This window comes from Thalassorhabdomicrobium marinisediminis, from assembly GCF_003072065.1.
In the GTDB taxonomy this organism is placed as follows: domain Bacteria; phylum Pseudomonadota; class Alphaproteobacteria; order Rhodobacterales; family Rhodobacteraceae; genus Octadecabacter; species Octadecabacter marinisediminis.
In genome coordinates this window covers 300,037-313,407 of record NZ_QCYG01000006.1, presented here as the reverse complement: position 1 = coordinate 313,407, position 13,371 = coordinate 300,037, and the positions used below count along the sequence as shown (strand labels likewise).

At 56.2% G+C, this 13,371-nt stretch carries 12 protein-coding genes and 1 tRNA gene; 9 read left to right on the top strand and 4 right to left on the bottom strand.

Annotated elements, in window-relative coordinates; translation table 11 throughout:
* Positions 1-274 precede the first annotated feature (274 nt).
* From asnB to DC363_RS11310, 5 genes are read left to right on the top strand one after another with little or no spacing between them, the layout of a single operon-like run.
* Positions 275-1,804, top strand: coding sequence for an asparagine synthase (glutamine-hydrolyzing) (asnB, locus tag DC363_RS11330; protein WP_108641260.1), 1,530 nt, complete (start codon positions 275-277; stop codon positions 1,802-1,804).
* Positions 1,798-2,214, top strand: coding sequence for an FAD synthase family protein (locus tag DC363_RS11325; RefSeq protein WP_108641259.1), 417 nt, complete (start codon positions 1,798-1,800; stop codon positions 2,212-2,214). Before asnB ends, DC363_RS11325 begins: the two co-directional genes overlap by 7 nt.
* Positions 2,215-2,218: 4 nt before the next feature.
* On the top strand, positions 2,219-3,454 hold the full coding sequence (locus DC363_RS11320) for an MATE family efflux transporter (protein ID WP_108641258.1): 1,236 nt from the start codon (positions 2,219-2,221) through the stop codon (positions 3,452-3,454).
* Positions 3,451-4,179, top strand: a complete 729-nt coding sequence (locus tag DC363_RS11315; protein WP_108641257.1) for a CDP-alcohol phosphatidyltransferase family protein — start codon at positions 3,451-3,453, stop codon at positions 4,177-4,179. The genes DC363_RS11320 and DC363_RS11315 overlap by 4 nt, the downstream gene beginning before the upstream one ends.
* 59 nt (positions 4,180-4,238) lie before the next feature.
* Positions 4,239-5,393 (top strand): hypothetical protein, encoded by a 1,155-nt coding sequence (locus tag DC363_RS11310; protein ID WP_146180781.1) that lies wholly within the window; start codon positions 4,239-4,241, stop codon positions 5,391-5,393.
* Between the two features lie 685 nt (positions 5,394-6,078).
* Here DC363_RS11310 and DC363_RS17160 read toward each other — a convergent pair.
* Complete coding sequence (locus DC363_RS17160) at positions 6,079-6,414, bottom strand: hypothetical protein (protein WP_241962979.1); 336 nt, start codon at positions 6,412-6,414, stop codon at positions 6,079-6,081.
* A gap of 44 nt (positions 6,415-6,458) precedes the next feature.
* Between DC363_RS17160 and DC363_RS11300 the strand changes: the two genes are divergently transcribed.
* The 4 genes from DC363_RS11300 (at position 6,459) to DC363_RS11285 (ending at position 10,331) form a co-directional block, all read left to right on the top strand.
* Complete coding sequence (locus tag DC363_RS11300) at positions 6,459-6,914, top strand: hypothetical protein (RefSeq protein WP_108641255.1); 456 nt, start codon at positions 6,459-6,461, stop codon at positions 6,912-6,914.
* 105 nt (positions 6,915-7,019) lie between these two features.
* On the top strand, positions 7,020-7,466 hold the full coding sequence (locus DC363_RS11295; protein WP_108641254.1) for a hypothetical protein: 447 nt from the start codon (positions 7,020-7,022) through the stop codon (positions 7,464-7,466).
* Positions 7,467-7,739: 273 nt separating this feature from the next.
* Complete coding sequence (locus DC363_RS11290; RefSeq protein ID WP_108641253.1) at positions 7,740-8,129, top strand: hypothetical protein; 390 nt, start codon at positions 7,740-7,742, stop codon at positions 8,127-8,129.
* A 222-nt stretch (positions 8,130-8,351) separates the two neighbouring features.
* A complete protein-coding gene (locus tag DC363_RS11285) occupies positions 8,352-10,331 on the top strand; it encodes an AAA family ATPase (RefSeq protein ID WP_158270870.1) in 1,980 nt (659 codons plus the stop codon).
* Positions 10,332-10,412: 81 nt separating this feature from the next.
* Here the strand turns inward: DC363_RS11285 and DC363_RS11280 are convergent.
* From DC363_RS11280 to DC363_RS11270, 3 genes are all read right to left on the bottom strand, one after another.
* Positions 10,413-10,489: transfer RNA gene (locus DC363_RS11280), tRNA-Arg, on the bottom strand.
* Positions 10,490-10,536: 47 nt separating this feature from the next.
* Entirely contained in the window at positions 10,537-11,937 is a 1,401-nt protein-coding gene (locus DC363_RS11275; protein WP_108641251.1) for a sensor histidine kinase, read from the bottom strand.
* A 13-nt stretch (positions 11,938-11,950) separates the two neighbouring features.
* Positions 11,951-13,369, bottom strand: coding sequence for a dihydrolipoyl dehydrogenase family protein (locus tag DC363_RS11270; protein WP_108641250.1), 1,419 nt, complete (start codon positions 13,367-13,369; stop codon positions 11,951-11,953).
* Between the last annotated feature and the right edge of the window lie 2 nt (positions 13,370-13,371).

Below are 13,371 nucleotides of genomic sequence, written 5' to 3'. Positions count from 1 at the left end.
GTGCAGGAAATGTGCGCCGAAATGGTCCGAGAAGACCTCAAATCCGCCCGCCGCTCCGCCCTCCTCGCCGAACACGGGCTCAGCGTGCCCGTGGCGCTGGAGGGGTGAAACAGGCCGATAGAGACCAATTTGACCATAGGAATATATCAGCGCGCTATTTCGCACGGTAGGGAAACGAGGTAGAGAGCACGATGTTCCACTGTAAAACCTATATTTATGAAGGTTAAGGCGATGTGCGGACGAGACGTGTTAAAACAAGAGATTGGAAGTGAGCATGTGTGGATTTCTATTTGCATTGCAAAGAAAGCCCATCGTCACAAACGAGGCATTCGAAGCGGCGCTGGACTCGCAATCCTGGCGCGGTCCAGATTCAAAACGGACAATTGAATATAACGACGACGGCGTTCTGATCGGCCACAACAGGCTTTCAATTGTCGATCCGTTTGCGCGGTCAAACCAGCCTATGCAGACACAATGCGGTCGCTATACAATCGCCTATAATGGTGAAATCTACAATCAAAATGAAATCCGCAAACAGCTGCAACTTCCATGTCAGACCACGTCCGATACTGAAGTAATCTTGTTGGGATATCAAAAATTAGGGGCAAAGATCACCGAACTGCTCCAGGGCATGTTCGCGTTCGTCATCTATGATAAGTTCAAGAAGGAGTGGTTCGCCGCACGCGATCGGTTCGGAATCAAGCCGCTTTATATATTCGAAACCGACGACTGTACGGTGATGGGTTCTGAACCTGGAGTAATTGCCAGGCTTTTGAAGCTCGACATCGATCAAGAATCTATTGCCGAGTGGCAAATCGCGAGAAGACCGATGCCGGGCTTTAGCTTTTTTAAAGGTCTAAAAGAATTTCCGATTGCGCACTTTCACCAGGGGTCACAAAGAAATCCAGAAAGGTATTACCAATTAACACAAAGTGAGAGCACCTATTGCCAAGAAGAGTTCGAAGAGCTTCTGAAACAAAGTATCGTCGCCCACGAAATGAGCGATGTTTCAAACGTATCGCTACTGAGCGGTGGCATGGACAGTGCCGTTGTCGCCCAACTCTCTTCAGTGCATCGTGCCTACACAATTGGCAGTCGCGAAAATAATGAATTTGCAGGCGCTCAGGACAGTGCGGCCGTCGCTGATATTGATTTGCGACAAATTATTGCAGATAGCGACGGCGTGGAGGACACTTGGCGTCACCTTATCAAACTTCGGGGGGAACCATTGTCGGTTCCGAATGAGGGTCTGATATATAATGTGTGTAAAGCGATGGAGCCCAAAGAAAAAGTTGTTCTCACCGGCGAGGGTGCGGACGAGCTCCTCTTCGGCTATGATGGAATTTTCAGATGGAGCCTCGCTGATCAATGGCAAGGCGCCGCGAGTTTCCTGCGCCGCTATGGCTACTCCGAAGACGTGGCTCCAACAGAACGCTTTATAGAGTATATCGTGCGACTGAAGGCCGGCAAAACAACGAATGAGTTTGTTGAGGACTTCTTCTGGGATTTCCACTTACCTGGACTTCTCCGGCGGATGGATTTTGCATCCATGGCGGCTTCGAAAGAAGCGCGTGTCCCATTCGTTTATAGTTCACTCGCAGATTATCTATACCGACGCCCCGCAGCACTGAAAATATCTGCAACCGAATCAAAAATACCCCTTCGCAAGTATTGCGAAAGACTCGGCCTGCACGGAGCTATTGAGCGGAAGAAAATTGGATTCAGCGCGACATTTGGGGGTGTGAACAAGATAAACGAGTATAAATACTTTCAAAAATTGAACTTAGAGGTACTAGAATGGTAATTGGGTATACAACAGGAGTTTTTGATCTCTTTCATGTCGGACATGTCAGGCTGCTCCGGAACGCGAAGGCAATGTGTGACAAACTTATCGTTGGTGTCTCCACCGACGAGCTCGTTTGGTATAAGAACAAACAGCCTGTCATCACCTTTGAAGATCGAAAAGAAGTTGTTGCGAACTGTAAACACGTAGATCTGGTTGTTCCACAAGAGACAATGGACAAGCTTGACGCGCATGATCGCTACAAGTTCGACATAATGTTTGTAGGTGATGATTGGTACAAAACCGATAAGTGGGACTCGGTCGAGACGCAACTGGCGGATCGGCATGTCAAGGTGATCTATTTCCCATACACAAACAAAACTTCCTCAACGCTGATCAACAAGACGCTTGAAAACTTGAGAACGGAATGAGGTTTTGAGAGACTCAAAATCCAATGACACTCTGAATGTAATAATCATTCAAACGCAGAAATTTTTTGTATTTCCTGCAGCCATCTTGATCTGCGTAAACTTGATTTCTATATCGGACTTTGGGAAATTGTCCCTTGGACTTATTCTGGCTCAGTTTACCCTGATCGCCTCAGAGTTTGGGATAAACCAGAAAATCATCATTGCGAGTTACGGAGCTCGGCCACCGAAGAACCTCGTCATGACGCTCTTGCGCATTAAGATACTTGCTACCATAGGCACTAGTCTGTTGGTGATGGGCGTCATACTACTTTTCTATCCCGAATCCACCTTTGTATTCAGCGTTCTTTGCCTAAGTGCAATAGCGCAGTCATTTTTCCTGTTTATAGCATCTTATTACCGATCCTTCCGAAACTACAAAGTAGAATCTTATGGCGTAACCATCGGCAATGCTTCTCTTCTCCTACTGATAGCCTCGCTATACGCAATTGACCGAGCCAATATAAACACGCTCTCAACTGCGATACTCGTCGCCCGCCTATTTAGCCTATCTTATTCGACTCTATATTTCTTGATGGATAATGGCGTCGGGGATCAAACCGGGCAGCCGGTTGAGCAATTCAGGAGAACTATGCTCGATCTTATCCCAATTTCCGGCGTCACAATTTTTTCCTTTGCCTATCTATATATCGACCTATTTCTTATTCAAATTTACTTGGGCTATGGTGATGTTGGAGAGTATCAGCTTGCATTCCGTATCGTATTACTAACGATGATCGCACCTGAGATATTCAATCATTTAATGCTTCCTCGCATGTCACAACAGTATAAACAGGATCGCACAGGCTATTTGCAAACGTTCCGAAATTCGATGGTCGTTATGCTGTGCCTATCCTTGATATTCGCCGGGATGACATACTTGCTGAGTGGATTCGTTATTGACGTGTTGTTTTCGGGAGACCACACAAACTCAAAGCAGTATGTCGTTCTCCTGTTGCCCTTAATTGTCTTGAGATTCATTGGGGCGCCTATCGGCATTCGCATTCTTCTTGAAGGATTTTTCTTCAAACGTCTCGCTGCGATGGGTGCGGCAATCGTAGTTGGAGTCACAATGAACCTGATTCTTATCCCTCACAAAGGCGTGTATGGCGTTATTTATTCCACGATAACGGTACACATTCTCCTAAATGTCCTCTATTTCGCGATCGCTACGCGAACTAAACCGGTAGGCACCTCACTATGAAATTTACAGAACAACAAGTCTCGCGGTGTTTTCACGGGAACGAACCGTGGTTCAATATCTTCGTGTTGAAGTATGTGACCATCCCGACTACACGATTCGTCGCTAATCATACCAACCTCACACCAAACCACCTAACCATTCTGTCACTGTTCGCCGGCCTTATGTCTGCATGGTCCTATGCAGTTGGTTACATCGTCTTGGGCGCATTGCTTTATTTAATTAGCTATACGCTTGACGCGATTGATGGAAAGCTGGCACGGCTGAAGGGGCTTCGATCAGAATACGGCGCGTGGTTGGATATTGCGGTTGATCGAATAGTGTTCAGTAGCGTTGCGGTCGCATTATGTTATTCACAGCTCAGCAGCGATATCGCAATCTTTGCCGCCTCATTGCTCGTATTTTTATTTCTCTTTGGCTTCGAGAGCCGATATAATATCCAAGTTCATGAAATACAAAATTTTGCAAAGAGCGGCGACATTGAATCGATTCGCAGATGGCACCCTGTACGAGCCACAGATCCTGGTCCAGAGGAAGGCAACCGCTATCAGCAGTGGAGAGCAAGGTATGGCGTCGTTAGCTCACCCGTAACACTCGTTGAGATTCTAATTATATTATTTGTCATCTCTCCCGTACTTGGATTCTTCGCTTACACGGCCGCATTCGCTGTTGTCATGTTGCTCGCCCGTATTGCAATGCAACAACGTTACTGGCTCTCAACGCGATGAAGCTACACGCCCAAGGAATCCTACTTCTTGCATTCTTGATCTCAAGCTCGCTCGTAGGCATGATCTTCCTCTCGTCCAACAATATCTTTATCGTGGACAATTACTCAAAAAGAGTCGGATTTCTTTTCGTTGGCGCCGTCGTCCTTCTCCTTATTGTTTACCGGATCCCAATACGAACATCTGACATCGCGAGGGTCGCGCCCTTCGGTTTCCTCTGTGTTCTACTGTTTCTTTTAGCAATTGTTAACGGCAATAGCGCATCGTTCATTCTTACGGAGGCGATGCAGGCTTTCTTCATTCTACTGGTCTTCATCACTCGACCTCGGCCCGATAGAAGCTCTGAGGTAGTCACGTCATGGCTGTGGCCTGTCGCGATCATTTCAGCAATTACCGTGGCAATCGGTGTTAAGTTACAATTTTCATATGCTGGATTTCTGCTTCTTTTTTTACTTATGTCAGGAGCGATAAGCCGTCGTACTATTGAGAAATCCGCTCTCTATCTCCTGGCAGGGGCGGCGGTGTTTTCGTCGCTTTATGGGAAGAGCGTTTTTCTTTCAGTCATGTTTATTCTGCTCTTCACCCTTAGAATGTCCTTTTTAAGGAAACGTAGTTTTTGGAAGTTCTCTGCACTCACTGCCGCTATTGGCTTGACTGTTTTTCTGTTCGCGCCAGACTTAATTTTTGAAACTGGCTTGTACAGGAAGCTAAACCTATTTTTCTCGCAGTTGAATTGGCAGAGTCGAACATTCGATATGTCGTCCGCTCAACGTATTTTTGAAGCCAATCAAGTCTTGGATCAGATTCGGGAGGGAGGAGTCATATCTGCTCTGTTCGGGTTCGGTTTCGGGGCATCGATCGATATGACATCTTCACTCGACGTTGCAATTTTAAGTACTCATCAATCACTTTCTACGGTACGCTACATTCACTTTTTGTTCTTCTACCTGTTACTTAAAGGAGGGATTCTATTGACCGGGCTCTTTTATCTCGCAGTCATTCGTTACTTGATCATGACTTACCGTTACTTGAGTTCCTATTTTCGTAATGAAGTTCGTGGCTCCGTCGCGATGAATACCTTGATCATGTATAGCTTATTTATTATTTCGGATGCTCAAGTATCGGCGAGCCACATGCTTTCAAATCCTCTTTTCTTTGCAGCGGCATTTACAGTAACAGACTACATTAAATACCAGCGAAGAAATGGCAATTTGTAACTTGTATCGCTACTTCATTTCCCCTCCAGCCTTAGCGCGTCGCGTCAGTGAATGATATATTGCCCGCAAGTATATCGTTTGCGATTTGATTTACTTCTTGCTGCCGCGCTGTACTAACAAATACGCTCTCCATTCCATTCTTGCTGCCGTGTCAGATTGGAATGAAGTGTAGCTTTTGAAATATGCTGGTGGTGGGTTCTCTGTGAGCGCTATCTCGCCCTACGTTGCTGACCTTGGATGCGGACGCGACAGTGAATTTCGTCGCGGAGCAACCTGGCATTCTGTCGAATCAACTCTCGGCCGGGCGTCGAGAGGCCAAGCAAAGCAAACTTGCGCTACTGGCAGCCGCAGTTGACTGACCTGTCTTTGCGCCTCTGGTCGTCTTCAAGTTGCCGAGGAGGGAGCGCAATCGGAGGTCGCATCGCAGGCGGCCCTCTTCCGGATCGTGCGGGGATCTGTCGTGATCGAACGTGCGCATGACATCCCCGTCGCGCGAATGGGGGAGATCGCCTACGCGCTGGAGGCGTTGCTATGCCGATGCCATCGCAGGGCGTGCGTGTCTTGGTGATGACGAAGCCTATCGACTTCCTGAAGGGCTATGATGGTCTCACGGCTCTGGTTTCACTCCGCGCTGGTCAAGGATTCACTCTTCTTACTCCAGGTGGGTATCATCGAACGACCCACGTTAATCGACCCACTCTCGAACGTCGTAGCCCTCTTCGGTGAGCCGTTCCTTTAATATTCGGCGTATCATTTCTGGCCGCGACCAGTCCTTACCAGCTTTGGCAATCATATCGTCCAACCCGTTCAGCGTGTTGGCATGCAGTCGCACCAGGACACCGGTGGTATCTCGTTTGGGGGGCGCCATCTTCATCTTCCTCCGAGCATCAAGCTTCACATGCGTAGCACCCGTCTCTCCCCTTCGCATCCGCATCCAGAAGAAAAATGCACTGCCTTGCAAAATAATGATTGCGATATCGATATCGATATCGCAACAGTGCGGATGGGACGTGAGCGGCAACTCACACCCCACCCTAACCACAGCGATCTATGAAGGAGATCCCTATGACTACCGGTTCCAATATCACGGTGTTGCCGACGGCTCAAACGCGTTCGGCCCGATACGCCAAATCCCTCCCCGGCCAGCGCGACGCCGTTCTGTGCATGATCGAAGCCGCCATCGCCGATCCTTCGTTTCGGGCCTGGCCTCAGCTTCGGGAAACGCTTGACGGGTTCCACCAGACCGCCTTGGCGCAGCATCACTTTTTCGGTGAGCTGGCCTATGCGCTGTATCAGCTGCTCAAGACGGATGAGGCGCAACGGGACCACCATCAGTCCGTCGCCGACACCATGCTGGATATGGCGAGCTGGAGCACGCCCCGGTTTCCTGATTTCTACGAATGGGACCCACGTGCAGAGCAATTCGGCCGGACCGCTGAGCTGATGTATCTGCTTCTCGGCGACACCGCGCGGTTCAGCCCCGCCGGATTCGCGGTCGCGGCAGCCGCGCGGTCGCACTGACCGCGCGAGCGAGCCTGCGCTCCTGCTCTCAGTCGCGGGTTGGCTCCATTGAGTTGCCCGCGGCCCCAGACCCCCCGCATTCCCTCATTGTCCTCGGAGGTCGTCATGACCCATTCCCCCGCGCCTGCGCGCGCCACCGCCTTTGCCCATGTTCTCACCGCACTGGATCTTGCCCTTCAGGCGCAAACGCCTTTGTTCTATCTGACACCGCCTGATGCGCCGCCCGTCTTGTCGGACGAAAGCCTGCTCATCTGGATGCTCGCGGAGCAGCAGGCGTCTCGCTTTGCCCAATCTCATGGAGGTCAGTCTGCTGAGAAACCGGCAGATCCCCGCGCCCAGATGGCGCAGCTGATCTTCACGGTGCTCGATTGGGAGACCTGCACGGTCGACACCATGCTTGAGGTGTTTCGCTTCGCCTGCCGCACGGCTTACGCAGTGCCCGACGGCACGCTGTGCCGCAGCCAGATGATGGAGGCCCTCACCCTGCTCGACACCTTGCTCGAGATCCAGGCCCACCGCTTCGGGGTGCCGCCCGCCAAACCGCTTCACTGACCTGCCCTCGTGACCGGCGGTGTCGGTCACCCCCTTCCTTCCCACAATCTTCCAAAGGAACAGACCATGTCTTCATCCCCTCGCAGCCGCGGGCCCAAGAGTCCTGCCCTCCCCTTACCTTTCCGTAGCCTCCGTCGGGGGGACGCGCCCTGCCCCAAACGGCGCAGTCGCCGTGCCGCGGATCGGGCACCACGCCCTGCGCAAGAGACGTCGCGAGACGACTCCATCCTGCCGCATTGGCACAGGATCGCAAAGCAAAAGGGCTATCGGCTGTTGGGCCGGGGGGCGCGCATCTATCTCTTCCGGATCGAACTGGTGGATCGGCCCGTGCTCAAGCTGGGCCACAGCTCCGATCCCGAGCGGCGGCTGCTCCAGCAGTTGGGGCCCGCCGCGCGCGACACCGGCGAGGTCTTGCGGGCCATCGACATGAAGACCGGGCATGCCGCCTTGGTGGCCGAGAAGCGCGCGCACCGCACCATGCGGACAGAGCACCCGGAGTGGGTCGTGCCACCCGAGGAGTTCGCGGGCCAGATCAATACCAAGTCGGAAATCTACGAGATCGAGGCCCTGGAGTTCCTTCTGTCTCTCATGGACGAGATCGAAGCCGAGGCCAGAAAGGATACGACATCAGATCCTGAAGAACCGGACCTCGAGCCGGACTGATGGCGTCGGCCCCCATCACCTTCACCACACCCTTGCACTGGATGAATGCCCATGACGCCTTCGAACCACTGGTCCCCATCCACCACCTCTGATGATTTCGCCGCAGACGTCCTGCAGCGTGTGATCGCCCGGGCCATCCCGGGTGGGGTCTGCCCCGCGCCGAGGGAGCCGGATCCTCGGCCCCTGCCACCTCCCGACACGGGCAAATCTCCGACGGCAGATATGTCGGTGCCCGCCAATAGGGTGGGTGGCATGCCTGCTGCCACCATTCCAGCAGCAAAAGGCACGTTTCCGAGCTACCTGCCCCTCCCCTCGCTGTTGACAGCGATCGAGCTGTTGCAGGTCTTCACTTCCCCCGACGCCGTCGCGCGCCTCACCGCACCCGGGGCGGTCCATGTCTTAATCATCCCGGAGCCACAGCGGTTGGAGCGGGTCTCGGAGACGTTCATCGATCTGACCGAGGCGCTGCACGCCCTCCCCGCGCTTGCAGGGGTGGGCGTTGACGACCTGCGGGTGATCAGTTCCTCTCCGCCCAGAGGTCGCAGCCGATCTGCTGCCGAGCTGAAGCGCAGCTTCGAGACTGAGGTCAGTCAAGCCATCGCGGACGGAGACAGCGCGCTGCTGCTTTGCGACAGCGCCCAGGCGATCCCGGACATCGCGCGCGCGGTGTTGACAGGTTCGTTTACGCTGTCGCAACTGACCACTGCGATGGTTCTTGATCTCGTGGCATTGACCCACGGCGCAACCGGGCCGGCGGACCGTGACGAGATCGCCCTCCTTCTGCCGCCCGAGGCCGCACTGCGAGCGCTGCCCGAAAGCCTGATCTGCCACGCCTTCCGCGCGGCAAAGCCGCAGGCCGTGGCGCATCGATTGGCGCAACATACAGCGACCTTCGCTACCTCCGATCCGCCCCTGACACTCGATGACGTGAAGGGCCTGCCCGATATCTGCGGGCGTCTGCAGCATATCATCGCAGACCTGTCCGACTGGAAGGCGGGCCGCGTCCGCTGGGAGGACGTCAGCGCCAGCGTCCTGCTGCATGGCCCACCGGGCACGGGCAAGACCATGCTGGCCGAAGCGCTCGCCGGATCGGCGGGGGCGCACTTCATCGCCACGTCCTACACCGACCTGCAAGCGGCAGGCCACCTCGGCGACTACCTGAAGGCGATGGCCGCCGTGGTGGCCGAGGCCGTGACGCGCGCACCTTCGGTGATCTTCTTCGACGAGCTCGACAGCTTCGGCACGCGAACCCGCGATCCGGGTTCGAAGTTGAGCCGCTATATGACAGCGGTGATTAATGACCTTCTGCAAGAGCTCACCCGGCTGAACGCGGCCGAGGGCGTTATTGTCGTGGCCGCAACGAACCACCTGGACCACATCGACCCGGCGATCCTGCGGGAGGGGCGCTTCGATCAGACACTCGCCGTGCCGCTGCCGGACAAGTCCGGTGTCCGAGATATCCTGGCGCATCACCTCGGCCCGGAGTTCGCCATCGAGGCTTCCGCGATCAACGGCCTTCTTGACAAGTCCGGCGCGGACCTCGCCCACATCGCCCGCGACGCAAAGGCCCGCGCGCGACGGGCGCGCACATCCGTGACCGCGGATCACCTGCACCAGACCGTTGCAGACCACGCCCTGCCGGTCTGCGCAAAGCATCTCCGCCGGATCGCTGCCCATGAGGCCGGGCACATCGTGGCCGCCGCTGTCCTCGATATTCCCCTGCCCGTTCGGGCTCGCATCACCCCCACCGGCGGCGAGGTCTTGCGCCCTGCCCAACCGAGCTACACCGCCGATATCATCAAAGCAGAACTCGTCTGCCTCATGGCGGGCCGCGCCGCAGAACTGCTCCTGATCGGCGATATCTCCTCCGGGTCTGGCTCCGGCCAGCAAAGCGACCTGGAACGCGCAACAGCGCTACTGATCGCGCAGGAATATCAGTGGGGACTTGGGGAGAGCAGCCTGATCTACACGCCGATGGCGACGTCCCAATGGCATAGCTTGAGCGAAACGCGGCGGCAGGTGATCAATCATCGTTTGAAGGCGGCGGAAGCACAGGCGCGGAAGTTGCTGGCCGAACACAAAGGCATGTTGGTGCGTCTTTCGGAAGCCTTGCTGGTAAAGCGAGAATTGAACATGATGAGAATCGATGAACTGCTGAACTCGCCTGGCTCACTTCTGGCCTACGAGCAATCCGGCAAATAAATCCAAATGGTACCCCAAAAGGTACCTTGCCGCAGCGAGAGAGAAAACCCTATGACACATCAATCACTTACGGAGAGAAAATGGCGGACCGAGGAGGATTCGAACCCCCGACCCCCTGATTCGTAGTCAGGTACTCTATCCAGCTGAGCTATCGGTCCACTGCGGGCGGATTTATCTGCAGTGCTGCGGCAATGCAAGGGGCAAACTACGAGTTTTGTGAGGAAAGTGTCAGGTCATGTTTCGGCAGGGAAATGCAGAACCGTGTTCCGTCCTCTCCGGTGTGGTCCAGCTCGAGCCGCCCCCCGTGGCCGCGCACCAGTTCTGCGGCGATGGCCAGCCCCAGCCCCGAGCCGCCGCGCGTCGTGCCCCCCTGAAACGCCTCGAACAGATGCTCACGCGCCTTGGCGGGCAGACCCGGACCGGTGTCGGCCACGGCGATGGTCCAGACGCTGTCGTCCTCACTTGCGGAGATCGAAACCTCCCCCCCCTTGCCTGTGGCTGATATCGCCTGCCGCGCGTTGCGCACCAGATTGCCCAGCACGCGGTAAAGCTGCTCTCCGTCCGCACGCAGGGTCATACCGGTGGGGATATCGACGGTCAGGCTGATATCCTCATCCCCGATGGACAGACGCTCTCCGGCGACCACATCGTCAACCACGTCCGACAACAGGATTCGGCTGAGGACCGGCGCAGGCTCATCGACGCGGCCGAAGGCCAGCGTGCTTTCGCACAGGTTCACCGCCCGCGTGATCGAATTCACCAGTTTCGGCGCGAGCCGTCGCACGGCCGGGTCTTTCGAGGTCTCAATCCGGTCGGTGAACAGCACCGCCGAAGTCAGGATATTGCGCAGGTCGTGGCTGATCTTGCTCACGCCGCTGCCGAGCTGGGCCAAGCGCTCTTTCTGTCGGAGCGCCGAGGTGAGCTGCGTCTGCATGCTGGCCAGTGCCTGCTCCGCCTCGCGCAATTCAGTGACGCCTGCGTTGGGGGTGATGATCCGGCGGGCATCCTCGGGGGCCTGTGCATAGGCGCGCATGTGCTCGACGACGCCCTTGATGGGTTTGACGATGACCCGCCGCACCGCAAGAAACAGCAGCAGCGCGGTAATCACCGAGATGACGGCGGACAGCAGAAGAATGCGGATGCCGTAGTCGATCAGGGCCGTGCGCAGGGGTTGGGTGTCCAGCGTGATCTCGATCAGCAAGCCGCCGTCCTGCACCGGATTGCCGATCACCCGGATCACCCGCTGCTCGCGGTCGACCAGCCGCAATAGCGCGTCGCGGATCAGCCTCCAGGCTGAAGGGTCGCGCATGTCGAAGGTCTTGTGGATCGGAGACGGGATCGGCGAGGAAAGGACCAGCTGGCGCACCTCGTCCCGGCGCAGCACGACGTTGAAGACGCCCGCGTTCCAAAGCAACTCCTGCTCAAGCTCAGGCGTGATCATGTCGTCGGCCAGCAGGGTGAGCGATGCGATCTGCGCGCGTTCCAGGCGGTCGAGGAAATAATCCTCTCGAAAGCGCGCGACCGAGGGCACGAAGATCAGCAGCTCCGCGATCAGCACGAAGATCGTGGTGAGCATCAGGAAGCGCCCAGAGAGGGAGTTGATCATTCCGGTCTTTCCTTCAGGGGATCACCCGCTGGACAAAGCCAACCACCCGTTTCACAAGGCTGCTTTCGAACAGCCGTGGGCTAAAATACGCCCCCGCCGCGCGTTTGTTAATCTCAGAAACGGTCGGATAGGGCAAAACCGTGTTGGCGATGGCCGACATTTTCATCTCATTGGCGATGGCCATGGCCCACATCCCGATCAGTTCACCCGCCATGGCGCCAACGATGGACGCGCCGACTGGCTTGCCGCGCACCACCATGACCTTGATGAAGCCTGTCGTCTTGCCTTCGGCGATGGCGCGGTCATTCTCGTCGTAGTGGAATCGCACCACTTCGAGCTTGTCGCCGTGTGTCTCGCGGGCCTGCGCCTCGGTCAGGCCGACCTGGGCGAGTTCGGGATCGGTATAGGTGACCCAGGGGATATGGTCGGTGCGCTGCTTGCTGGGCAGGCCGAACAGGATCGAGCGGATCACGACGCCCGCGTGATAGCCCGCAACATGGGTAAACTGCAGCCCGCCCGCCGCATCGCCCACCGCATAGACGCGGCGATTGCTGACCGAGCGCAGGTCGCGCCCCACCTCAACGCCCTGTTTGCTCCACTTCACATTGGCCTTGTCGAGGGCGAGGTCGCCCACGTTCACGCGGCGCCCCACAGCCATCAGCAGATGCGAGCCAGTGACATCCCCCTTGGCCGTGTGAACCGTGATCCGGTCGCCCTCTCCGCTTATCCGCTCCGCCTCGGCCTGCTCAAGAATCTCGATGCCTTCGGACTTCAATTGCGCCAGAACCACCGCGGTGAGGTCCGGATCGTCCTTGTTCAACGGCGTGCTGCCTTCGATCACCGTGACCTTGCAGCCCAGCCGCACATGCGCCTGCGCCATCTCCATCCCGATGGGACCACCGCCGATGATGATAAGGTGCTCGGGCCGCTCGCGCAGATCGAAGATCGTCTCGTTCGTGTGAACGGTCACGCCGTCGATACCATCGATGGGCGGCACCAGAGGGCTGGAGCCCGAGGCCACGACGAAGCGCCGCGCCTCGATCACCGTGTCGCCGGCCTGCACTTCGGTTGGGCTGATGAAGGTCCCGAAGGCGCGGATCACTTTGACGCCGAGGCTTTCGAAACGCTCTTGACTGTCGACGGGGGCGATGGTGGCGATGACGCGGTCGACGTGATCCTTGGCGGCGGCAAAGTCGACATCCGGATCGACCGGCGCGATGCCAAGGTCGCCCGTGTGCGCCATGGCATGGGCTCGTTTGCCCGCCGCGATCAGCGACTTCGACGGGACGCAGCCGTAATTCAGGCAATCGCCCCCCATCTTGTGCCCTTCGAGCAGCACAACATCGGCCCCCATCTGGGCGGCCCCTGCGGCGACGGACAGCCCGCCCGAGCCGGCGCCGATGATGCAGATATCCGTCTTGATCCGGGACATGA

Excerpts from the sequence above, each read along its gene's own strand:
- asnB (WP_108641260.1), top strand. The coding sequence starts at position 275 with ATGTGTGGATTTCTATTTGCATTGCAAAGAAAGCCCATCGTCACAAAC.
- DC363_RS11325 (WP_108641259.1), top strand. The coding sequence starts at position 1,798 with ATGGTAATTGGGTATACAACAGGAGTTTTTGATCTCTTTCATGTCGGA.
- DC363_RS11315 (WP_108641257.1), top strand. The coding sequence starts at position 3,451 with ATGAAATTTACAGAACAACAAGTCTCGCGGTGTTTTCACGGGAACGAA.
- DC363_RS11310 (WP_146180781.1), top strand. The coding sequence starts at position 4,239 with ATGATCTTCCTCTCGTCCAACAATATCTTTATCGTGGACAATTACTCA.
- DC363_RS11300 (WP_108641255.1), top strand. The coding sequence starts at position 6,459 with ATGACTACCGGTTCCAATATCACGGTGTTGCCGACGGCTCAAACGCGT.
- DC363_RS11295 (WP_108641254.1), top strand. The coding sequence starts at position 7,020 with ATGACCCATTCCCCCGCGCCTGCGCGCGCCACCGCCTTTGCCCATGTT.
- DC363_RS11285 (WP_158270870.1), top strand. The coding sequence starts at position 8,352 with ATGTCGGTGCCCGCCAATAGGGTGGGTGGCATGCCTGCTGCCACCATT.
- DC363_RS11275 (WP_108641251.1), bottom strand. The coding sequence starts at position 11,937 with ATGATCAACTCCCTCTCTGGGCGCTTCCTGATGCTCACCACGATCTTC.
- DC363_RS11270 (WP_108641250.1), bottom strand. The coding sequence starts at position 13,369 with ATGTCCCGGATCAAGACGGATATCTGCATCATCGGCGCCGGCTCGGGC.